The organism is Stenotrophomonas sp. CFBP 13725, assembly GCF_014841935.1.
Taxonomy (GTDB): domain Bacteria; phylum Pseudomonadota; class Gammaproteobacteria; order Xanthomonadales; family Xanthomonadaceae; genus Stenotrophomonas.
In genome coordinates this window covers 19,595-40,210 of the sequence record NZ_JACYUV010000011.1, presented here as the reverse complement: position 1 = coordinate 40,210, position 20,616 = coordinate 19,595, and the positions used below count along the sequence as shown (strand labels likewise).

At 66.8% G+C, this 20,616-nt stretch carries 20 protein-coding genes; 10 read left to right on the top strand and 10 right to left on the bottom strand.

What is annotated here, in order from left to right:
• Positions 1-40 precede the first annotated feature (40 nt).
• From IFT65_RS15540 to IFT65_RS15510, 7 genes are all read left to right on the top strand, one after another.
• Entirely contained in the window at positions 41-577 is a 537-nt protein-coding gene (locus IFT65_RS15540) for a gamma carbonic anhydrase family protein (protein WP_192082177.1), read from the top strand.
• Positions 578-1,208: 631 nt separating this feature from the next.
• The gene (locus tag IFT65_RS15535; RefSeq protein WP_249405184.1) at positions 1,209-1,901 is read left to right on the top strand and encodes an RDD family protein; all 693 of its coding nucleotides are present in this window, start codon (positions 1,209-1,211) and stop codon (positions 1,899-1,901) included.
• Positions 1,898-2,899, top strand: coding sequence for a stage II sporulation protein M (locus tag IFT65_RS15530; RefSeq protein ID WP_192082176.1), 1,002 nt, complete (start codon positions 1,898-1,900; stop codon positions 2,897-2,899). The genes IFT65_RS15535 and IFT65_RS15530 overlap by 4 nt, the downstream gene beginning before the upstream one ends.
• Entirely contained in the window at positions 2,889-4,526 is a 1,638-nt protein-coding gene (locus IFT65_RS15525) for a DUF4129 domain-containing protein (protein ID WP_192082175.1), read from the top strand. Before IFT65_RS15530 ends, IFT65_RS15525 begins: the two co-directional genes overlap by 11 nt.
• Complete coding sequence (locus IFT65_RS15520; RefSeq protein ID WP_192082174.1) at positions 4,523-5,719, top strand: DUF4350 domain-containing protein; 1,197 nt, start codon at positions 4,523-4,525, stop codon at positions 5,717-5,719. Before IFT65_RS15525 ends, IFT65_RS15520 begins: the two co-directional genes overlap by 4 nt.
• Positions 5,716-6,726 (top strand): MoxR family ATPase, encoded by a 1,011-nt coding sequence (locus IFT65_RS15515; protein ID WP_188325345.1) that lies wholly within the window; start codon positions 5,716-5,718, stop codon positions 6,724-6,726. The genes IFT65_RS15520 and IFT65_RS15515 overlap by 4 nt, the downstream gene beginning before the upstream one ends.
• Positions 6,723-8,021: a DUF58 domain-containing protein gene (locus IFT65_RS15510; RefSeq protein WP_192082173.1), complete on the top strand. Its 1,299-nt coding sequence runs from the start codon at positions 6,723-6,725 to the stop codon at positions 8,019-8,021. Before IFT65_RS15515 ends, IFT65_RS15510 begins: the two co-directional genes overlap by 4 nt.
• Before the next feature lie 6 nt (positions 8,022-8,027).
• Here IFT65_RS15510 and IFT65_RS15505 read toward each other — a convergent pair whose 3' ends face one another.
• Together IFT65_RS15505 and IFT65_RS15500 are read right to left on the bottom strand one after the other, a co-directional pair.
• Positions 8,028-9,206, bottom strand: a complete 1,179-nt coding sequence (locus tag IFT65_RS15505) for a glutathionylspermidine synthase family protein (protein ID WP_192082172.1) — start codon at positions 9,204-9,206, stop codon at positions 8,028-8,030.
• A gap of 3 nt (positions 9,207-9,209) precedes the next feature.
• Positions 9,210-9,782: a DUF1190 domain-containing protein gene (locus IFT65_RS15500; RefSeq protein ID WP_188325348.1), complete on the bottom strand. Its 573-nt coding sequence runs from the start codon at positions 9,780-9,782 to the stop codon at positions 9,210-9,212.
• A 191-nt stretch (positions 9,783-9,973) separates the two neighbouring features.
• Between IFT65_RS15500 and ilvD the strand changes: the two genes are divergently transcribed.
• Both ilvD and IFT65_RS15490 read left to right on the top strand, forming a co-directional pair.
• Positions 9,974-11,809 (top strand): dihydroxy-acid dehydratase, encoded by a 1,836-nt coding sequence (gene ilvD, locus IFT65_RS15495; protein ID WP_192082171.1) that lies wholly within the window; start codon positions 9,974-9,976, stop codon positions 11,807-11,809.
• Positions 11,810-12,011: 202 nt separating this feature from the next.
• Entirely contained in the window at positions 12,012-12,602 is a 591-nt protein-coding gene (locus tag IFT65_RS15490; protein ID WP_192082170.1) for a hypothetical protein, read from the top strand.
• Positions 12,603-12,706: 104 nt separating this feature from the next.
• On the opposite strand, the gene dinG is transcribed toward IFT65_RS15490, so the two are convergent.
• The 3 genes from dinG to aroE all read right to left on the bottom strand — a co-directional run bounded on the left by dinG (position 12,707) and on the right by aroE (position 16,134).
• Positions 12,707-14,809 carry an ATP-dependent DNA helicase DinG gene (gene dinG / locus IFT65_RS15485; protein ID WP_192082169.1) on the bottom strand — a complete coding sequence of 701 codons (2,103 nt, stop codon included), beginning with the start codon at positions 14,807-14,809 and terminating at the stop codon, positions 12,707-12,709.
• A gap of 129 nt (positions 14,810-14,938) precedes the next feature.
• The gene (locus IFT65_RS15480) at positions 14,939-15,292 is read right to left on the bottom strand and encodes a hypothetical protein (protein ID WP_188325352.1); all 354 of its coding nucleotides are present in this window, start codon (positions 15,290-15,292) and stop codon (positions 14,939-14,941) included.
• 2 nt (positions 15,293-15,294) lie between these two features.
• Positions 15,295-16,134, bottom strand: coding sequence for a shikimate dehydrogenase (aroE, locus tag IFT65_RS15475; RefSeq protein WP_192082168.1), 840 nt, complete (start codon positions 16,132-16,134; stop codon positions 15,295-15,297).
• Between the two features lie 67 nt (positions 16,135-16,201).
• Here aroE and IFT65_RS15470 point away from each other — a divergent pair, with 67 nt between their 5' ends.
• Positions 16,202-17,098: a PD40 domain-containing protein gene (locus IFT65_RS15470; RefSeq protein ID WP_192082167.1), complete on the top strand. Its 897-nt coding sequence runs from the start codon at positions 16,202-16,204 to the stop codon at positions 17,096-17,098.
• A 54-nt stretch (positions 17,099-17,152) separates the two neighbouring features.
• Here IFT65_RS15470 and IFT65_RS15465 read toward each other — a convergent pair whose 3' ends face one another.
• The 5 genes from IFT65_RS15465 to hemB form a co-directional block, all read right to left on the bottom strand.
• Positions 17,153-17,980: a peptidoglycan-binding domain-containing protein gene (locus tag IFT65_RS15465; RefSeq protein ID WP_192082166.1), complete on the bottom strand. Its 828-nt coding sequence runs from the start codon at positions 17,978-17,980 to the stop codon at positions 17,153-17,155.
• Complete coding sequence (locus IFT65_RS15460; protein WP_192082165.1) at positions 17,934-18,566, bottom strand: hypothetical protein; 633 nt, start codon at positions 18,564-18,566, stop codon at positions 17,934-17,936. The genes IFT65_RS15465 and IFT65_RS15460 overlap by 47 nt, the downstream gene beginning before the upstream one ends.
• A 182-nt stretch (positions 18,567-18,748) precedes the next feature.
• Positions 18,749-19,180, bottom strand: coding sequence for a hypothetical protein (locus tag IFT65_RS15455; RefSeq protein WP_192082164.1), 432 nt, complete (start codon positions 19,178-19,180; stop codon positions 18,749-18,751).
• A gap of 158 nt (positions 19,181-19,338) precedes the next feature.
• Positions 19,339-19,569: an SHOCT domain-containing protein gene (locus IFT65_RS15450; RefSeq protein ID WP_188325357.1), complete on the bottom strand. Its 231-nt coding sequence runs from the start codon at positions 19,567-19,569 to the stop codon at positions 19,339-19,341.
• Between the two features lie 33 nt (positions 19,570-19,602).
• Positions 19,603-20,592: a porphobilinogen synthase gene (gene hemB / locus IFT65_RS15445; protein ID WP_188325358.1), complete on the bottom strand. Its 990-nt coding sequence runs from the start codon at positions 20,590-20,592 to the stop codon at positions 19,603-19,605.
• Between the last annotated feature and the right edge of the window lie 24 nt (positions 20,593-20,616).

Here is a 20,616-nt window from a genome sequence, read left to right as displayed (position 1 = left end):
CGTTCGCCGAGCTTGGCTCGGCGCTACATTGGAGAATCCCTTGACCCCGCTACGTCCCTTCCGCGACAAAATGCCGGTACTCGGCGCGCGCGCCTATGTGGATCCCGCCTGCACGATCATTGGTGATGTCGAGCTGGCCGAGGATGTGTCGGTCTGGCCGGGCACGGTGATCCGCGGTGACGTCAACTTCGTCCGCATCGGTGCCCGCACCAATGTGCAGGACGGCACCATCATCCATGTCAGCCACCACAGCCCCTTCAACAAGGCCGGGTATCCGACGCTGATCGGCGAGGGCGTGACCGTGGGTCATGGCTGCATCCTCCATGCGTGCACCATCGGCGACTACAGCCTGATCGGAATGGGCGCGTGCATCCTGGATGGAGCGCGCGTGGAGAAGCACGGCTTCGTCGGCGCCGGTGCGGTAGTGGGACCAGGCAAGGTCGTGGGCGAAGGCGAATTGTGGCTGGGCAACCCGGCACGGCCCGCGCGGTTGTTGAAAGACAGTGAGATCGAAGCGCTGCATTACTCGGCTGATCATTACGTGCGGTTGAAGGATGAGTACCTGGGCGGGTCGTGATGCCGTGAGTGGAGCCGATGGTTAGAGCCGATGGTTAGAGCCGATGGGTAGAGGCGCCTGGTAGAGCCGACTTCAGTCGGCTGGCCTCTCGCACGTTGGTGGGGCAGCCGACCGGTAGAGCCGACTTCAGTCGGCTGGCCTCTCGCGCGTTGGTGGGGCAGCCGACCGGTAGAGCCGACTCCAGTCGGCTGGCTTCTCGCACGTTGGTGGGGCGGCCGACTGGTAGAGCCGACTTCAGTCGGCTGGCCTCTCGCGCGTCGGTGGAGCAGCCGACTGAAGTCGGCTCTACCAAGCGGCTGGCTTCTCGCGCGTCGGTGGAGCAGCCGACTGAAGTCGGCTCTACCAAGCGGCTGGCCTCTTGCGCGTTGGTGGAGCAGCCGACTGAAGTCGGCTCTACCAGGCGGCTGGCGTCTCGCGCGTCGGTGAGGCCGATGGGTAGAGCCGGTCGGCTGGCCTCTCGCGCGTCGGTGGAGCAGCCGACTGAAGTCGGCTCTACCTGGCGGCTCTACCATTGGCGGGGCGCGGGTCTGCTAAAGTCGAGCCCCGACCAGGATGACGTCGAGATTTCCATGCCCGTGGCGCCCTGCCGGAGAGCAACCCGGCGCCTTCCCTCATTACGCGTGGCGTGTCGATGACCGCCGCGACGATGCTGGATACCTACCGCGAGGTGGTCACGCCGGAAGGCGTGCCGCTGCAGTTGCGTGCGGCCGGTCCCCTGCCGCGTGCGGTGGCGTGGCTGGTTGACCTGGCCATCCGCGGTGCCGCGCTGATGCTGCTCTCTTTCCCGTTGATGCTGCTTGATGAGCTCGGCCGTGGCATCTATCTGGCACTGATGTTCCTGCTCAACTGGGCCTATGCCATCGTGCTCGAAGCGGTGTGGGGGCAGACGCTGGGCAAGCGGGCGATGGGCCTGCGGGTGATTGCGCGCGATGGGGCACCGGTCGGGTGGAGCGGTGCCGTCACCCGCAACCTGCTGCGCACCGTGGACATGCTGCCGTTCGGTTACGCCGTGGGGCTGGTGAGCAGCCTGTTCGATGCGCACGGCCGGCGGTTGGGTGATCTGGTCGCCGGCACGTTGGTGGTGCATGGCGATGCATCCCCCCGCCACGCACCCGCCACCATCGACAGCGCCTTGCCGCCGCCGGTGCCGCTGCAGCCGCAGGAGCAGTCCGCCGTGATCGCCTTCGCCGAGCGGGCGCCCCTGCTCTCACCCGCACGCCAGCAGGAGCTGGCCGGCATCGTCACCCCGTTGACCGAAACCGACGGCCAGGTGGGTGTGCTGCGCCTGTATGCGATGGCCAACTGGTTGCTGGGCCGCCGATGAAACAGGAACAATTCGTCGCCCGCCACCAAGGGGAATGGGAAGCACTGGAGGCCTGGCTGCAGCAGCGTGCCCATCTGCGTGCCCGCAAACGTGCACGCGTGGCTGCCGATCCCGCCCTGCCCGCCGATGCGGAGTTCCCGCAACGCTACCGACGGTTATGCCAGCAGTTGGCGCTGGCCCGCCAGCGCGGGTACAGCCCGCAGCTGGTGGAGCGCTTGCAGCAGTTGATGCAGCGCGGCCACACGCTGTTGTATCGCACCCCGGCCTTCCGCTGGCGCAGCGTGCTGGAGTTCCTGTTCGCTGATTTTCCCCACCTGGTGCGCAGCCAGGCGACAGTGATGTGGGTAGCGCTGGCCTTGTTCGCCGTGCCGCTGGTCGCCGGCTTCGTGCTGGTGCAGCTGCACCCGGATCTTATCCACCTGTTGATGGACAGCGCGCGCGTTGCACAGATGGAGCGCATGTACGATCCGTCGTCACCGAACCTGGGCCGCGACAGCGGCACCGACTGGATGATGTTCGGCTACTACATCATGAACAACATCAGCATCGGCCTGCGCACGTTTGCCAGCGGCCTGCTGGCCGGCGTGGGCACGGTGATCGTGCTGTTGTTCAACGGCATCACCATCGGCGCGGTCGCCGGCCACCTGCAGCATGTCGGCCACGGTGATCCGTTCTGGCGTTTCGTGGTCGGCCACGGTGCCTTCGAACTCACCGCGATCGTGATCGCCGGCGGGGCGGGCCTGCAACTGGGCATGCGCCTGGTGGCGCCGGGGCGCAAGCGTCGCATCGATGCGCTGGTGGAGGGCGGCCGCATCGGCGCGCGACTATGCCTGGGCATCGCCGCGATGCTGCTGGTGGCGGCGTTCATCGAAGCATTCTGGTCCTCCATCGCCGCGGTGCCTGCATGGGGCAAGTACAGCGTGGCCGCAGTGCTGTGGTCGCTGGTGGGGCTATGGCTGTGGCGCGGCGGCCGGGGCGAGGCGCAGCATGCGGATTGATCAGCTCAACGTGGTGCTGCGTGCCCGCAGCAGTTGGGAAGCAATGGAACTGGGCACTGCACTGGCGCGCCGGCAGTGGCGGGCGGCCTGGGGCGCGTGGCTGCTGGCCAGTGCACCGTTATTCCTGTTGGCCAATGCGCTGGCGTGGTGGCTGGGTGCCGGATTCGGTTGGGCGTGGCTGCTGCTGTGGTGGTGCAAGCCGGCGTTCGAACGGGTGGTCCTGTACGTGCTGTCGCGTGGCGTGTTCGGTGAGCCGGTCACCGCGTGGCAGGCGCTGCGTGCGCAGCCGGGCTGGCAGGTCGCCGGCTTCTGGGGTTACCTGGGGTGGCGGCGCTTCAGCGCGGTGCGCAATGTGTGCCTGCCGGTGAACCTGCTGGAAGGCACGGACGCAGCGCACCGCGGGCAGCGCCGACGCGCGGTACTGTCTGCCGCCGCGGGTCCATCGATGCTGCTCACGGTGCTGTGCATGGGCTTCGAGGCCGTGCTGGTGATCGGCGCGTTGACGGCCGTTTTCATGTTCGTACCGGTGGAACTGCTGTCCGATTCGTGGCGCGCAGCGTGGGAACTGGTGCGGCAGGACACCCCCGCTTGGGCGAAGTTCGGTATGAACCTGCTGCTCTGGCTGGCGGCCAGTGTGATGGGGCCTTTCCACGTCGGTGCCGGGTTCGGACTCTATTTGAACCGACGCACGCAGATGGAGGCCTGGGACGTGGAGATCAGCTTCCGCCGCCTGCGCGAACGGCTGCAGCAGGCCATGCCGCTGTTGCTGCTGGTGGTCCTGTTCGCGCTGCCTGTTGCCACTGTGCCGGTGCATGCACAGCAAGCGCACGCACACGACGATGCAGGCGCGGCTGATGAGGAGCGGGCAGAAGAGGCTTCCGACGACGACGAGGAGGAGCCGCCGGCCATCGATCCCGCTGACACGCCGGCTGGCATCTTCGGTGACGTGCCCGTGGACACGGCGGGCTTCCGCCAAGCCGTGCAGCGCGCTTACGAAGATCCGCTGCAGCGCCCCACCCGCTCCATCAGCGAGTGGGAACCCCGCAAGAAGGACGACGACGAAGAGGCCAAGCGCAAGGAGCGCGAACGCCTGAAGCGCGAGGCCGACGAACAGTCGGCAAAGCAGATGTCCGGTGGTGCGGCGAAGATCGCGGCGATGGTGGCCGAATGGGGCCTCTGGCTGCTGCTGGGCATCGTCGTCGTGGCGCTGCTGCTCACCGCGCGGCGCTGGTTGCCCTGGCTGAGCGGATCGGCGCGGTGCAAGGCCCCGCCCACGCCTGCGGTGAACGAAGATTCGATCGTGCTGCCCGAGGTGGTGCCGCCGGATGTGGCCACGCGTGCACGTGCGCTGTGGGCGCGCGGCATGCCACGTCAGGCACTGGCCCTGCTGTATCGCGCCAGCGTCGGCACGGTGGTGGAGCGGACTGGCGTGGCCTTGCCACCCGGCGCGACCGAAGCCCAGGTGCTGCGTGCATCGCGGCGCATGCCGGACGCGCGTGACCGCGACCTGTTCGCGGCGATCGTGCGCATGTGGCAGTACGCCGCGTATGGCAACCGGCTGCCCGACCACGCCGATTTCGAAACGCTGGCCGACGCACTGCAGGCGCAGTACCGGTGGCCGGCATGAAGGCCCGGGTGGTGTGGTCGTTGGTGATCGGGCTGATCGTGCTGCTGGCGGTGCCGCTGGTGGTGCTGTTCCTGCGCACGCACGAAAAAGTGACGCGCACCGAGGTGATGCCCCCGCAGGGCGAGGCCAGCTACAACCCGTTGTACGTGCTCGGCCAAGCGCTGCGCGCCGACGGCCTGCAGGCAGAGTCGCGGGCCCGGCTGGACCTGGCGGCGATGACGCTCGCGCCGGGCGATACAGTGGTGCTGCTGCAGGACAGCGGTGAACTGGCGCCCTCGCAGGTGGATACGCTGCTGGCGTGGGTGAAGCGGGGCGGCCACCTGCTGGTACGCACGCCCCCCACCGGCGAAGACACCACGCGTAACGAGCCCTTGCTGTTGCAGCGCCTGGGCGTGGAAAGCCTTGGATTCGGCAGTGCCTGCCAGCGTTTCCATGTGGACGATGACACCGGCCACGTGGAGTTCTGCAAGGGTCGTCGCTTCGATCTGACCGAAGCGGCGTACGCACAGGTGCAGCGTGAGTGGGGCAGCGAAGACGGCTTCGTGTTCGCTCGCCTGCGCCATGGCCAGGGCAGGGTCGATGTGCTGGCGGACATGGACTTCATGCGTGGCGTACCTGAAACCACCTCGCTGCTCCCGGCTGCACTGCGGCCGAGCAAAGACCTGGAGCAGCCGCGCGATGGCCTGCACGACCGTGCGCACCGCGACCTGACCCGCCATCTGCTGGCGCCGAATTACGGCAAGGGCACCGTGTGGCTGGTGTATGCCAGCCGACCGCCCTCTCTATGGGCGCGCATCGTGCTGCAGGGTTGGCCGGTCTGGTTGCCGTTGCTGCTGGCGTTGCTGGGCTGGTTGTGGGCGCGCGCGCAGCGCTTCGGCAGCGTGCAGCCTTCACCGGTGGCAGAGCGCCGCTCCTTGCTGGAACACGTGCGCGCCAGTGGTGAACTGCTGCTGCGCCAACGCCAGGGCCCGCGACTGCATGCAGCCGTACGGGACCTGTTCCTGCGTCGGCTGCAGGCCCGTGCACCGCTGGCGGCCACGCTTGAGGGTGCCGCACAGGAACAGGCCATCGCCGCCTTGCTGCAGTGGCCCGTCACCCGCGTACACACCGCGCTGGCACCGCCAGCCGCCAATGACCAGACCGCGCTGAAAGCGCGGATCACCCTCCTGCTGCAGATGAGAAGCCTGCTATGACCGAACTGGACTCTTCCCCCTCCGTGCCGCCGCCGCTGGCTGCCGTATCGGCCGCAGCCGACGTGCTGGAACGCGTGGACGCCGTACGCGAAGCCGTGGGTCATGCCTTCATCGGCCAGCCCGAGGTGCTCGACCAGATCCTGATCGCACTGCTCGCGGGTGGCCATGTGCTGATCGAAGGCGTGCCCGGGCTGGGCAAGACACTGCTGGTGCGTGCGCTGGCACAGGCGTTGGAGCTTGACCACGGACGTGTGCAGTTCACCCCTGACCTGATGCCCAGCGATGTCAGTGGCCACGCGGTGTACGACCCCAAAAGCGAAAGCTTCAAGATCCGTCGCGGCCCGGTGTTCACCAACCTGCTGCTGGCCGACGAGATCAACCGCGCGCCGGCCAAGACCCAGTCGGCCCTGCTGGAAGTGATGCAGGAAGGCCAGGTCACCATCGAAGGGAAATCGTTCGCGCTCGCGCCGCCTTTCATGACCCTGGCCACGCAGAACCCCGTGGAACAGGAAGGCACCTATCCGCTGCCGGAAGCACAGCTGGATCGTTTCCTGCTGAAGATCGTCATCGATTACCCGGGATTGGAAGACGAAAAGCGCATGGTCGATGCAGTGACCACCGGCCGCAGCGCCAGCGACTTCGACCTGCAGCGGGTGCCCCGCGTACTCAACGCCGGGGACGTCGTGGCGTTGCAGCAGGCCACCGCGGCGATCACCGTGGACGCCGAAGTGATCGACTACGCGGTGCGTATCGTTGCGGCCACGCGCAAGTGGCCCGGCATCGCCCTCGGCGCAGGCCCGCGCGGCAGCATCGCGCTGGTGCGTGCGGCACGCGCACAGGCGCTGCTGGCCGGCCGTGACTTCGTGACGCCGGACGATGTGCGCGATATCGCCCGGCCGGCGCTGCGCCATCGCATCGCGCTGGCACCGGAGCTGCAGATCGAAGGACAGGGCGCCGACGATGTACTCGGTGCACTGCTGGCCAAGGTGGATGCACCGCGCCGATGAGGCCTGCCCTGCCCCTGCTCGGATGCCTGCTGGTGTGGGCCGGCGTAGGCGCTGCCGTGCTGGCCGGCTGGCTGCCGCGCTGGAGCTGGCAGGCCGTCTTGGCGATCGTGGTCGCGGTGGCGTTGGTGGACCTGCTGCGTCTGCGCAGGCTGCCCTCGCCGAGCGTGCAGCGGCAGCTTCCCGAAGCACTGGCATTGAACGTGCGACGTGCAGTGCAACTGACCCTGCAGGCTGAGCGCACGCTGCGGCTGGAGGTGTTCGATCTGCTGCCGGGCGCCTGGCAGAGCGAGGGCATGCCGCGACGTCTGCGCCTGCGTCCCGGGTTTGCCGCCACGCTCGACTATCACGTGCAACCGCTGCAGCGTGGCCACTTCCGCTTTGACGGCATCCAGGTACGCCTGCACTCACCGTGGCGGCTGTGGCGGCAGCAGCGCGTCGTGCCGCCTGCGCTCGATGTACGCGTATTCCCGAACTTCGTGCCGCTCACACGCTTCGCCTTGTTCAGTGCCGAACAGGCCTCGCGGATGGTCGGTGCGCACCTGAAGCGGCGCCGCGGTGAAGGCACCGATTTCCACCAGATGCGCGAATACCGCATCGGCGACAGCCTGCGCCAGATCGACTGGAAGGCGACGTCGCGTGCACGGCGATTGGTGTCGCGCGAGTATCAGGACGAAAAGAACCAGCAGATGCTGCTGGTGCTCGATTCTGGCCGAAGGATGATGGCCAGTGATGGCGGCCTGTCGCACTTCGACCAGGTGTTGAACGCCGCATTGGTGCTTGCCTATCTGGCCTTGCGGCAGGGCGACGGCGTGGGCCTGCATGCGATGGGCGGCGAGCAGCGCTGGGTAGCACCGAAACGCGGCATGGGCACGATCGATGACCTGCTGCGCGCCAGCTACGACCTGCAGCCGCAGCCAGTGGCGACGGACTACCTGGCCACCGCGACACAGCTGTCGGTGCTGCAGCGCCGTCGTGCGCTGGTGATGCTGGTGACCAACGTGCGCGACGAAGATATCGAAGACCTGCTGGCCGCGGTGAAGCTGCTGCAGCGCCGGCACCTGGTGTGCGTGGCCAGCCTGCGCGAGCAGGTGCTGGACCACGCGTTGCAGGGTCCGGTGCAGACGGATGCCGACGCCGCGCAGGTCGGCGCGGCGGCCCTGTACCTGGAACAGCGCGCGCAGGCGCACGATGCGCTGCGCGGACACGGCGTGATGGTGCTGGATGTCACCGCCGACGCCCTGCCCGGCGCGCTGGTGGAGCGCTACCTGTCGGTCAAGCGCGACGGCTTGTTGTAGCCGGTTTCAGACGTAGATCTGCGTCGGCGCTTCGTCGATGATCGCGTGCGGAACGAACCGCGACGTATCCCGGGTGATCGCACTGTCATCCTCACGGATGCCGATGCCACAGGCCTGGTCGCCGATCACCCAGCTGCCGATCAGCGGATAGCCGCCTTCGAAACGGGTCAACGGATGCGCCTGCTGGATGATCGCCGGACCGTCGTACGGGCCGTCGCTGCGCTGCGTGGTGCCGTCGGCCAGATGCATTTCGATGTTCGCGCCTTCGCGCGAGAACAGCGGCTTGCGTACCCACCCTGCGCGCAGCGTACTGCCATCGTCGAAGTGCGATTCCAGCAGGTTCGGGTGCCCGCGATGACGCTCCCACAGCAAGGGCAGGATGCCCTTGTTGCTCAGCACCGCCTTCCAGGCCGGCTCCAGCAGTTGCAGGCCGGATGTCGGCAAGGCGCGGCCAAATTCCTCGGCCATCAGGTCTTCCAGCGGATACAGCTTGAACAGCGTGCCGATCACCGTGTCGTCCACCGCGGTGAAGCGCCCGTCCTCGGACAGCCCGATGTCTTCCACCGCGATGCCTTCGCCGTGCAGGTTGGCCTGGGCGGCGCAATCACGCAGGTACTCCACCGTGCCGATGTCTTCCTGCGAACTGCCCACGGCGCTGAAATACAGCGGCGGCGGCAGTCGGGAAGCAAGCTCGCCGAAGCGTTCCACCAGTGCCTCATGCAGCGCATTGAACTGGTCGGCGTGCGCCGGCAGGCGGCCGGCGTTGCGCTGTTCTTCCAGCCACTGCCACTGGAAGAAGCTGGCCTCGAACAGCGAGGTCGGGGTGTCGTAGTTCAGCTCGTACAGCTTGGCCGGGCCGGTGCCGTCGTAGGCCAGGTCCAAGCGTCCATACAGGTGCGGCTGGCGCTGGCGCCAGCTGTCGGCGATCCACTCGCGGTAATGCGCCGGGATCGCCAAGCGCTCCATCAACGTATCGGAACCGACCACTTCCTCCACCAGCGCCATCGCCATCTGGTGCAGCTCGGCGCTGGGGTCTTCGATGTCCTGCTCGATCTGCCGCAGGGTGAAGGCGTAGTACGCCGTTTCATCCCAGTACGCCTGACCGTCGATGGTGTGGAAGCGGAAGCCGGCTTCTTCGGCCCGGGCGCGCCACTGGGGGCGCTCGGCGATACGGACACGCTGCATCGGTCAGCCGCCGAAGCTGCCGCCGCTACGGCGCGCACTGGTGCTGCCGAAGCCGGCGCGGCTGGCGGTGGTGGCGCGGTTCGGCTGGTTGGTGACGGGCGCCAGGCCGGCCTTGCCCGCACCGATGCCGCTGGCGGTGTTCAATCCGCCGCTGCCACCCGGGGCCGCACGCGCCCACCCGGCGTTCTTGTCCTGGAAGGCCGGGCTGGCGGCCGCCGGTTGCTGGGCCAGGCCCGCGCGTCCGCTGTTCATCATCTGCGACATGAAGAAGCCCATCATCATCGGCCCGATGAAGGACGTACCGGCCGAGGTGCGCTGCTCCACGCACTGCTCCGGCTTGTAGTCGGCTTCGCAGGCCGCCTTGTCGGCGTACTTCGGCGCTGCATCGGCGGACTGCTGCTGGGCGGCGGCGAACGCGTTGCGGCACGCCGACGGATCAGCCGTGGCCTCGGTACAGGCCTGCACGGAGGTATACAGCCCTTCCTGCACCTGCACCTGTTCTTCCTTCTGGCAGGCGGTGAACAGCAGCGGTGCGGCGCTCATCAACAGCAGCGCGGTGGTGCGGGAACGTTTCATGGCCTCATGCCTCTCATGCGGGTCAACCCCACAATAATGCCGCATCAGCGGCTGCAACCAAAGTCGGCAAAGCACACAACATGAACGGTGGGTCAGATCAACCCTGGCCCGGTGGTTGCAAACGCAACCGGAAAAATTGGGCATCATCGAACGACACCCACGTCGTACGGCCCGCCCGTTGCTGCCAGCCCATGCCTGATTACCGTTCCCGCACCTCCACCGCCGGCCGCAACATGGCCGGCGCCCGCGCTCTGTGGCGTGCCACCGGCATGAAGGACGGCGATTTCCACAAGCCGATCATCGCCATCGCCAACTCGTTCACCCAGTTCGTGCCCGGCCATGTCCACCTGAAGGACCTCGGCCAGCTGGTCGCGCGCGAGATCGAGCAGGCCGGCGGGGTGGCCAAGGAGTTCAACACCATCGCGGTGGATGACGGCATCGCCATGGGCCACGACGGCATGCTGTACTCGCTGCCCAGCCGCGAGATCATCGCCGACTCGGTGGAATACATGGTCAACGCGCACTGCGCCGATGCCATCGTCTGCATTTCCAACTGCGACAAGATCACCCCCGGCATGCTGATGGCCGCCATGCGCCTGGACGTGCCGGTGATCTTCGTGTCCGGCGGGCCGATGGAGGCGGGCAAGACCAAGCTGTCCGAGCACAAGCTCGACCTGGTGGATGCGATGGTGATTGCCGCCGACGACAGCGCATCGGACGAAAAAGTCGCCGAGTACGAGCGCAGTGCCTGCCCGACCTGTGGATCGTGCTCGGGCATGTTCACCGCCAATTCGATGAACTGCCTGACCGAGGCCCTGGGCCTGTCGCTGCCCGGCAACGGCACCACACTGGCCACCCATGCCGACCGCGAGCAGCTGTTCCGCCGCGCGGGCCGGGTGATCGTGGAACTCTGCCACCGCTGGTATGGCGGTGAAGATCCACGCGCCTTGCCGAGCGGTATCGCCACGGCCGCTGCGTTCAACAACGCGATGACACTGGACATCGCGATGGGGGGATCGACGAACACCATCCTGCACCTGCTCGCTGCAGCGCGGGAAGGCGGCGTGGACTTCAACCTGACCCACATCGACGCGCTGTCGCGGCGCGTACCGCAGCTGTGCAAGGTCGCCCCGAATACACCGGAGTATCACGTCGAAGACGTGCATCGGGCCGGCGGCGTGTTCGGCATCCTGGGCGAACTGGATCGCGCCGGCCTGCTGGATACCTCCGTGCCGACCGTCCACAGCACCACGCTGGCCGATGCGCTGCAGCGCTGGGATGCCACCCTGACCGACGACGCCAAGGTGCACGAGTTCTTCGCTGCAGGGCCGGCCGGCATCCCGACCCAGGTCGCCTTCAGCCAGTCAACGCGCTGGCCGTCGCTGGACCTGGACCGCGCCGAAGGCTGCATCCGCTCGCTGCAGCATGCGTATTCGCTGGAAGGCGGCTTGGCCGTGCTGCGCGGCAACCTGGCGTTGGATGGCTGCGTGGTGAAGACCGCCGGCGTGGATGAATCCATCCATGTGTTCGAAGGCCCTGCCCGCGTGTTCGAAAGCCAGGACGCCGCAGTGGCCGGCATCCTCGGCGATACGGTGCAGGCCGGTGACGTGGTGGTGATCCGTTATGAGGGCCCCAAGGGCGGCCCGGGCATGCAGGAGATGCTGTACCCGACCAGTTACCTGAAGTCCAAAGGGCTGGGCAAACAGTGCGCGCTGCTGACCGACGGCCGCTTCTCCGGCGGCACCTCGGGGCTGTCCATCGGCCATGTCTCGCCGGAAGCGGCTGCTCGCGGACTGATCGGCCTGGTGGAGGACGGCGACCGCATCCGCATCGACATCCCGACCCGCGGCATCCATCTGCTGGTGGACGAGGCCACCTTGGCCACGCGCCGCGACAAGGCCGATAAGCGCGGCTGGAAGCCGCTGGAAGCCCGTCCGCGCAAGGTCACCAGCGCCCTGAAAGCCTATGCCCTGCTGGCCACCAGCGCTGACAAGGGCGCCGTACGCGACACCACCCTGCTCGGCTGACGAGGAGGCCTCAGCGCGGTTGCTCGACTGACCGCAAAACGGGGACGGAGGGGATTAAGTCGTTTTCAGCACGGTAGCGCCGAGCCGTGCTCGGCGGCTTGTCGAGCCCGGCCCTCAGCGCGTTTCCAGCGCGGCCGGGTGATGGCACAGTGCTGGAAACGACTTAATCCCCTCCGTCCCCTTTTTCGACAAGGAAGTTGTGATGGCGTTTATTTCACTCGTGCTCGCCGCTGCGCTGGCCGGCGGCGTGCAGGCGCCCACCGCGGCGGACTGCAGCGTGGACCGCAAGGCGATGCTGGCGTTGTCGTTCGAGGCGTTCGATCAGGACCTGCAGGGCGGCTGGCGTACGTTGGGCGAAGCAAAAGGCTGTCACGCCGAAGCGGCAGACCTGATTGCCGAATACCGCAGGGTCCATCAACCGCAGGAAGGCAACGTGCTGGCATGGCACGAAGCGCAGATGCGGGCGAACGCCGGCCAGTCCGCGGCCGCCGTGCCCTTGATGCGGCAGTCGCTGCGCGGTCCAGATGGCGAGGCAAGCGGCTGGAACGCCTATGTCGAAGGAAGCATCGCCTTTCTTGAACGGGACAACGCCGCCTTGCAGCGTGCTGTCGCCAAGCTGGCCGCAACACCCCCGCCACCGGGCCTTGATGTGAAGGACGGCAAGTTCCTTATCACCGATCCGGAAGGCAACAGCATGGAAATCCGATGGCCCGCGAACCTGGACGTGCTGCAGGCGCTGCAACGCTGTTTTGACACGCCGTATCTGCAAGCGATGCAGACCTGCAGGCAGTAAAAAGGGGACGGAGGGGATTAAGTCGCTTTCAGCACGGCCTGCTAATGGCACAGTGCTGGAAACGACTTAATCCCCTCCGTCCCCTTTTTCGGTGTGACGCCCGGTCAGCCGATCACGCGCTTGAACGGGGGGAGCGCGTCGATGATGCGCTTGCCGTAGCGGCGGGTCAGCAGGCGGGAGTCGAGGATGATCACGCGGCCGGTGTCGGTGCTGGTGCGGATCAGGCGGCCGGAGAACTGGGTCAGCGTGCGCAGGGCATGGGGCACGGCAATCAAGTTGAAGGCGTTCAGGCCGCGGGCTTCAAACCATTCGCTCAACGTGGCGGTCTGTGGATCGGTGGGCACGGCGAACGGCACCTGGGTGATCACCACCGTGGTGCAGGCTTCACCGGGCAGGTCCAGGCCTTCGCCGAAGGAATTCAGCCCGAACAGCACCGACCCTTCGCCCTCGGCGACACGGCGCAGGTGTTCATCGATCAGCCGCGTCTTGGACATCTCGCCCTGCACCAGCACCTGCTTGCGCTTGGCGGCGGGCATCAGGCCGGCGACCTTTTCCATCTTCCAGCGCGAGGTGAACAACACCATCGAGCCCTTCTTCCAGTCCAGTTCCTTGGCGAGGTAACGCGCCACTTCGCGTGGATGGCCCTCGCGGTCATCCGGCGTCACCGGGAACTGCGGCACGATCAGCTCGGCCTGGTTGGGCAGGTCGAACGGCGAGGACAGCGACACCATCTCGGCGTCCTCGGGGATGCCGTTGTCGATCGCCAGCGACTGGAAATCACCGCCGCCGGTCAACGTGGCGGACGTCATCACCACCGAATCCACTTCGTCCCACAGCAACTTGCGCAGCACGTGCGCGGCCGACACCGGTGAGCCATGCAGCACCAGGTCGCCTTCGCGCGTGGCGGTGATCCAGCGCGCCATCGGCGGTGCGCCATCCCTGTCTTCGCGACGCCACGCCTGCCACAGGTTGTACTGGCCTTCGATCATCTCCAGCGCCATGCCGAGGTTGCGCTGCAGGCGTTCGCGCGCGGCATCATCCGGCTTGCCCTTGGCGACCTGCGCGTTGGCCGCGTGCGCCCAGTTGAACAGGCTGCGGGTGTCGTCGGCCAAGGCCTCGATCGGTTCGCGCCACGCTTCGGGCAGGCGACCATTCGCCGCGCGCCACATCGGCTCCTCGTCGGCCGGGGCCGGCATCCACAGCGCTTCGACGTGATCGCGGAACGCGCGCAGCTGCTTGGCCACGTTGGTGGCCACGTCGATGGCTTCATTGGGCAGCAGGTTGCCCAAGCGATCCTTGTCCACCGCGCGGTACGCCCCGGCGATCAGTATCTGCAGCCGGCCCACGCGCTTGGCCATGTCATCCAGCGCCAGACTGGCCGCGCCCTGGTCGATCGCTACATTGCCGATGTGGTGGCCTTCGTCCAGCACCAGCAGCATGTCCGACGGTGCGGCGATCATCGGTTGACCGTTGTCGCTCTCGCCGATGGACAGGGCCGACAGCAGCAGCGCGTGGTTGGTGACCACGATCTGCGCATCGCGCACGGTGTTGCGTGAGCGCAGCACCGCGCACTGCGCCGAGTACGCGCAGCGCCTGCCCGCACACGCGGATGCCGGCGTGGTAATGCGCCCACGCAATCCGGGACTGATGGTTTCCGGGGCGTTGTCGATGTCACCGTCCCAGCTGCCGGAGGTGAACGCCACCGTCAGGCGCGCGGCGATGTCCATTTCAATCGGGGCCAGCGGGCGGTCGTACAACGGCTGCTCGTCTTCGAACATGCCACCTTGCGATGCCTCTCCCTGCGCTTCGGCGGCGTTGCGGGTGCACAGGTAACGCGTGCGCCCCTTGGCCAGTGCCACGGTCGCCTCCAGGCCGGTGGCCTTGAGGAAATTCGGAATGTCACGCTCGACCAGCTGCGACTGCAGCGCGACGGTGCCCGTGCTGATCACCAGCTTCTTCTTGGTGGCCAGGGCGATCGGTACGCCTGCCGTGAGGTAACCCAGGCTCTTGCCGACGCCGGTCGGTGCCTCCACCACGCCCACGCCCCCGCTCTTGGCCAGCGCACGCGATACCACGCCGATCATCTGGCTCTGCGAGCGGCGGGTGGCAAAGCCGGGGGTGTTGGCCTGCAGCGTGGTGTAGGCCTTGCGGATCGAATCCTTCAAGGCGTCATCAAGCGCACGCGGGACGGCGACGGGTTCGGTCACGCCAAGGTTACCGTTACAGGATCAGGCCGCGTATTGTCGCACGCCGGGCCCGCGCGCCCGGGCCAGCACGCTGAACCTGTCAGCGTGCTGCGGGCGGGTCCCCGCCATGGCGCCGGCACCGCAACAGGGTCAGGCCGGGCGCGGCACGCCACCCCGCAGTGCCCGGGTCAGCGCCCACACGATCAGGACCAGACCGAAGGCCTCCAGCAGCGACAGGACGAAGTGGACGACGCCGAAGATCATGTTCATGCCGGAGATCGACTCGTAGCGGCCCATGCTGACCAGCACCATCGGCAGCATCGACGCCAGCAGCCCGATGACCGTGGTCACTGCCAGCAACAGCAGGCCGGCCAGGGCCCCACTTCGCACCGGTCCGCGGGGCACGTCCATCACCCAGACCACGCCGACGGTCAGCGCGATCAACACCGGCAGGCGCACGCCCACCAGGCTCAACACGGTCATCAGCAGATCGGTGCCTTCCATGCTCAGTCCTCCAGGTTGTGGCTGTGGGCACGCAGCTCGGCGTAGACCGCATTGGTATCCGGGCGCACTTCGTGCCACTGCTGGAAGCTCTCGGCGGCCTGCTCCACCAGCATGCCGAGGCCATCGACGGTGTTGCGGCATTCTGCCGAGCGCGCCCAGGCCAGGAAAGCGATGGCAGCGTCGCCGTAGTTGAGGTCAACGGCGGTGGTCATGCTGTTGACCAGCGACAAGGGCAGTTTGAAGGTAGCCGCAGGATCGCGTCCGGCCGAGGTCGCGTTGACGATCAGCTCGAAGTCGCCGAGGTCATGCAGGTCGTCCCAGTAGCGGCTGAGCGCACGGCCCGGCTCACCCATCGCGTCGATAAGCTCATCGGCCCGTTCTGGCGTGCGGTTGACGACCACCAGCTCGCGGATGCCGGCGTCCAGCAGTGACGGGGCGACGCTGCGGGCCGATCCACCAGCACCCAGCAGCAACACGCGACGACCGCGCAGGTCCTGGCCATGGCGATCGGTCAGGTCGCGCACCAGCCCGGCGCCGTCGGTGGTATCGCCATGCCAGCGATCCCCTTTGCGCAGCAGGGTGTTGACCGAGCCGGCGCGGGTGGCGCGTGCGGTGCGCGTGGTGCACAGCGCATAGGCCGCTTCCTTGTGCGGCAGGGTCACGTTGGCGCCACGACCGCCGTCCGCCGCGAAGGCGTCAAGCGCGGCGAGGAAAGCGTCCGGCGCGGCATCGATGGCGCGGTAGTCCACGGCGATGCCTTCCTGCCGGCCGAAGGCGGCGTGGATGTCAGGCGAACGGGAGTGGGCAATGGGGTGGCCAAAGACAGCGTAGCGATCGGTCATGGAATCCTCGGAGGGTTCAAAGGGGACGCCCTACACTGGGCGGCCCTGTACTGCCTGGACGTGGACGATGCGAACTGCCCTGCCCCTGTTGGCGATTGCCGCCAGTTTACTCTTCGCCCCCGTGGCGGTGGCGTTGAATGAGTTCGGCATCGAGGGCATGGGGGTCGTGTCGACCAAGGCCAACGAAGGCCGGGCCAGCATCAGCGCCGATGGACAGCACATCGTGTTCGCCAGCGACCGCAGCGGTGGTGTGGGCGGCTGGGATCTGTGGCAGGCGACGCTACGCGAGGGTCGCTGGCAGGATCCGCAGCCGCTGGCCTTCAACAGCGCCGGCGATGACGTGGACCCCTATTTCAGCCGCGACGGGCGCTGGCTGCTGTTCGCCTCGGACCGCAACGGGGGCCTGACGCTGTACCGGGTGGCCATGGGCAGCGACGGGCGCTTTGGCATGCCTGAGACATGGCGCGATCCGGCTGACGCCGCGCCGGAGCGCGCGCCCGCACTGAGTGCCGATGGCCTGCACTTGCTGTTCTCGCGACAGCGGGGCAAGGGGCATGGCTGGGATCTGTTCGCGGCACCTGTCGTCGACGGTCGGCGCGGGGCTGCCATTGCGCTTGATGGGTTGAACACTGCCGCTGGCGAGACCGATGGCGACTGGCTGGGACGCGATGGCGCGGTGGTATTCACGCGTGCCATCGGTGACACGGCACAAGTGTGGCGCAGTGGCTGTGCGTGGACCGGCGGGGCCGTGCAGCCGGTCGTGCTGTCGTTCAATACCGCGGACGGCCACACCGCCACCCCGGTGGTGGACAACGCCAAGCCGGGCGAGATGATGCTGGTCAGCCGCAGCGCGCGTGCGCCACGTGCTGGCGGCACCGATGTGTACCGGATGATGACGCCGCGGGTGGAGCCGGTCGCGGGCTGTGGCCCGACGGTGGGCGCGGCGAGTGCCGGCGTCCGATAGAGCGGTCGACCGGAGGCATGCTCACCCTCCGCCCGTACGGGCGCAGCCAAGGCGTCAGCCCATTCGATGCACGACCGACGGATCCTGCTGCACGCACGGGTCGGCCTGCACTGTGCTCGGCTCCCGCGCCATCGGCTCGATGCGCGCGAGGCGGGCCAATGAGGCATCCGCGGGCACTGCCAGTGCATCGTCCGTCCCCATCTGTGCACGCAGGTGCGCCGGATCGTTCATGGCGCCCTGCACCACGATGACGTCCGCTCCCTGCGCCGCCCTTTCTGTCGCGCTGCTCAGCACGATGTGGTCGATGTGATCAAAGCCGTTTGCCTTGGCCAGGCAGGCCGCACTCGCTGCCATGCGTTCGCTGTGCGCGTCGTAGCCGCGTCCCAGGCTTTCTTCCAGGTGCTGCATGGCATCCTGCGCCTGGGCGAACAAGGGGTCGGAGGGTGCATCTCCTGCGGGCGCGTCATGCAGTTGCGCCTGCCCCTCGAGAAGGGCGGGCGAAGCGGGGTTGCGGGGGGAGTTCACCGCCGGTGGAAAGATCGTGGGGGCGATGCGCTGCAAGGTGGCCGCATCGAGATCGCCGCTCTGCGGCAGTCCTTCGGCCGCCTGGTAGTTGATGACCGCCCTCTGCATGGACAAGCGATAGATCCCATCCTCTGCGAGCCGCTCTCCGTCTGCGCCGCGAAATCCACCCTCGTTCAAGCGCTGCTGCACGATCCGCACGACCCCGTTCGATTCGCCGACGCGCGTGACGCCATCATCGACGACCGCGCGCGGTTCGATCCCTGTGCCACGGTCGGCCGGACCCAGTGCCAAGCGGCCGCTGACGAGGTCTTCAACGTAGTTCGCGTACTGCTGATACTGACCGGTGTCGACTTCCATGTGGACATGCTTTGCGTCCGTCCCGACCCAGACCGACGGCTCCCTGCGTGCCCAGCGTCTGTCCATACTGGATCGTGTCGCCGACGCTGACATTGATCGGCTTCAGGTGGCGGATCCTGGCCAGCAGTTCACCGTCTTTCCGGTCAAGGATATCGACCAACCCTTGCCCGGGGATGACCCTGCCGACATATCCGGCGAAGGGAGCGGGCACGTCGACGTCGCGCGCACCGCGGCCGAATGGAGCGATTCGACTGTCTTCCAGGATGAAGTCTTTTATGAGGAGTACCTGGTCCGGGCCGATGGCGCTGGATCTGGCGTCTGACTGACGGGTCTCGATTTCTTCGATCTGCCCGCCTATGACGCCGTAACTTCGTCGTCCTCCGCGCTGGGTGTCGACCACTTCGCCGTTGCTCACGCGTGCACTGGTGTTGCTGATTGGGTGATGGAGTACCAGTCCATCAAAGTCATCAACGTGCCGGTTACCTAACCTGCCGTTGACGAGCTGTGATACTCGATACTTCGTCTGATATGCCTCTGACGGGGATCGATCCACTTGAACACCCTCGCTGGATTGGGCATTCAACATGAAGCGCTGCCACCGCTGTCGGTGAATTCAGCAGGATAATCAGCACGGAGTCGTCAAGTCATCTCAGCTCCGGACCGTGATGTCGTTGATCGCTAGCTTCGGTACGACACCTTTACCAGTGCAGACTCGTTTCCGTACAAGAGGTCTCGCCGCGATCTCCCGGACATCCTTGGATATGGCCTTCATCTGGAACTGCGTTCCGCCGTGACCGCCTCTTCGCAGCGGTGATAGTCCGTACTGCGTCTGCCATCTGTAATGGCCAGCGTATCCCCAGCAAGTACGTAGACGAGTGTCTCAACGCCGGGCGCCAGAGCTTCGTCGACGCTTTCGATCACCCAGATGGATGGCTTGATATGCACGCGAGTTACTTTGACGGGCACGTCATTTGACTCGTACCCACGAACGCCCTTCGCCTCGATCCAGATCGGCGATTGAGTATCAGGGCTCAGTTCGAGCCTGCAGGCAGTTGGCCCCCAATCCCACATGCCACGCAGCGCTTTCGGCATCCGCACCGCGTCGGCTGCCACAGTGGTCGACGACAGCGTCAGGGCGCCCAGCATCAGGAGGATTGGCCAGCAGGAATAGCGCATGGAGATCCCCAGCAGGTGCCGCATCGGCACCGGTCGACCTTAGCGGCTGGGGCCGTCCTTTGTCAGAGCCACCGCCGACGTCTGCGGTGTTTCGGGGCATTGGATGCAGAGGCTGACGGCCAGCGGCCGTCACGACCAGGGCGCGGCGTCACTACCCGGAGCGACGCCGTCAGTACCGATGATCAGCCCGCGAGCAGCTTTGCGCGTGCCTGCTGGTACTCCGCTTCGCTGATGGTGCCCTTGGCCTTGCGCTCATCGAGTTCGGCCAGGGCCACCTGACGCGCGGCCGAGGGCAGTTCGGGCTTCTGCCGGCTCTGGCGAAACGCGGCCAGCGCAAGCCACACGATCAACGCGCCGAATACCACCACGCCGATGATCCAGATCATCCAGTGGCCTGTGCCCAGGATTTCCATCGTTCCGTTCTCCTTGTGCCGAAGCGGCTATTGTCAGCGCTCGTGCAGCCAGCGTGCTACCTGCGGGGCGAAATAAGTCAGCACGCCATCGGCACCTGCGCGCTTGAAGCACATCAGGGACTCCATCACGCACGCGCGCTCATCCAGCCAGCCATTGGCAACGGCGGCCTTCAACATCGCGTACTCGCCACTGACCTGGTACGCGAACGTCGGGACGCCAAAGGTCTCTTTGACCCGGCGAACGACATCCAGATACGGCATGCCCGGCTTGACCATCACCATGTCCGCGCCTTCCTCCAGATCCAGTGCGATCTCACGCATCGCCTCATCGCCGTTCGCCGGGTCCATCTGGTACGTCTTCTTGTCTGCCTTGCCCAGGCTGCCGGCGCTGCCCACCGCATCGCGGAACGGGCCGTAGAACGCCGATGCGTACTTCGCCGAGTACGCCATGATGCGCGTGTTGATGAAGCCTGCGTCGTCCAGTCCGCGGCGGATGGCACCGATGCGGCCGTCCATCATGTCCGATGGCGAGATGACGTCGACGCCGGCCTGTGCGTGCGACACCGACTGCCTCACCAGCGCGTCGACCGTGATGTCGTTGAGCACGTAACCGCTGTCATCGATGATGCCGTCCTGCCCGTGCGTGGTGTACGGATCCAACGCCACGTCGGTCATCACGCCCAGCGTGGGGAAGCGTTCTTTCAATGCGCGCACGGCGCGTTGCGCCAGCCCGTCATCGGCCCAGGCGGCCTCCGCGTCCAACGACTTCAGCGCCGGATCGATCACCGGGAACAGATCGAGCACCGGGATGCCGAGCGCAACTGCGTCCTCGGCTACTTTCAGCAGCTCCTCGATCGACAGCCGCTCCACGCCCGGCATCGAAGGAATCGCCGTGCGTCCTGCATGCTCATGCACGAACACCGGGTAGATGAGGTCGTCCACGGTGAGCGTGTTTTCGCGCATCAGTCGACGTGAAAAATCATCGCGACGCATGCGGCGGGGGCGGTACAGAGGATGGGACATGAGGGGGCTCCGTCGGGATATCAG

Bases quoted from the DNA above. Each gene is read 5' to 3' on its own strand.
- IFT65_RS15535 (WP_249405184.1), top strand. From the start codon at position 1,209: ATGACCGCCGCGACGATGCTGGATACCTACCGCGAGGTGGTCACGCCG.
- IFT65_RS15530 (WP_192082176.1), top strand. From the start codon at position 1,898: ATGAAACAGGAACAATTCGTCGCCCGCCACCAAGGGGAATGGGAAGCA.
- IFT65_RS15525 (WP_192082175.1), top strand. From the start codon at position 2,889: ATGCGGATTGATCAGCTCAACGTGGTGCTGCGTGCCCGCAGCAGTTGG.
- IFT65_RS15520 (WP_192082174.1), top strand. From the start codon at position 4,523: ATGAAGGCCCGGGTGGTGTGGTCGTTGGTGATCGGGCTGATCGTGCTG.
- IFT65_RS15515 (WP_188325345.1), top strand. From the start codon at position 5,716: ATGACCGAACTGGACTCTTCCCCCTCCGTGCCGCCGCCGCTGGCTGCC.
- IFT65_RS15510 (WP_192082173.1), top strand. From the start codon at position 6,723: ATGAGGCCTGCCCTGCCCCTGCTCGGATGCCTGCTGGTGTGGGCCGGC.
- IFT65_RS15505 (WP_192082172.1), bottom strand. From the start codon at position 9,206: ATGCAGCGTGTCCGTATCGCCGAGCGCCCCCAGTGGCGCGCCCGGGCC.
- IFT65_RS15500 (WP_188325348.1), bottom strand. From the start codon at position 9,782: ATGAAACGTTCCCGCACCACCGCGCTGCTGTTGATGAGCGCCGCACCG.
- ilvD (WP_192082171.1), top strand. From the start codon at position 9,974: ATGCCTGATTACCGTTCCCGCACCTCCACCGCCGGCCGCAACATGGCC.
- IFT65_RS15490 (WP_192082170.1), top strand. From the start codon at position 12,012: ATGGCGTTTATTTCACTCGTGCTCGCCGCTGCGCTGGCCGGCGGCGTG.
- IFT65_RS15480 (WP_188325352.1), bottom strand. From the start codon at position 15,292: ATGGAAGGCACCGATCTGCTGATGACCGTGTTGAGCCTGGTGGGCGTG.
- aroE (WP_192082168.1), bottom strand. From the start codon at position 16,134: ATGACCGATCGCTACGCTGTCTTTGGCCACCCCATTGCCCACTCCCGT.
- IFT65_RS15470 (WP_192082167.1), top strand. From the start codon at position 16,202: ATGCGAACTGCCCTGCCCCTGTTGGCGATTGCCGCCAGTTTACTCTTC.
- IFT65_RS15465 (WP_192082166.1), bottom strand. From the start codon at position 17,980: ATGGAAGTCGACACCGGTCAGTATCAGCAGTACGCGAACTACGTTGAA.
- IFT65_RS15460 (WP_192082165.1), bottom strand. From the start codon at position 18,566: ATGTTGAATGCCCAATCCAGCGAGGGTGTTCAAGTGGATCGATCCCCG.
- IFT65_RS15455 (WP_192082164.1), bottom strand. From the start codon at position 19,180: ATGCGGCACCTGCTGGGGATCTCCATGCGCTATTCCTGCTGGCCAATC.
- IFT65_RS15450 (WP_188325357.1), bottom strand. From the start codon at position 19,569: ATGGAAATCCTGGGCACAGGCCACTGGATGATCTGGATCATCGGCGTG.
- hemB (WP_188325358.1), bottom strand. From the start codon at position 20,592: ATGTCCCATCCTCTGTACCGCCCCCGCCGCATGCGTCGCGATGATTTT.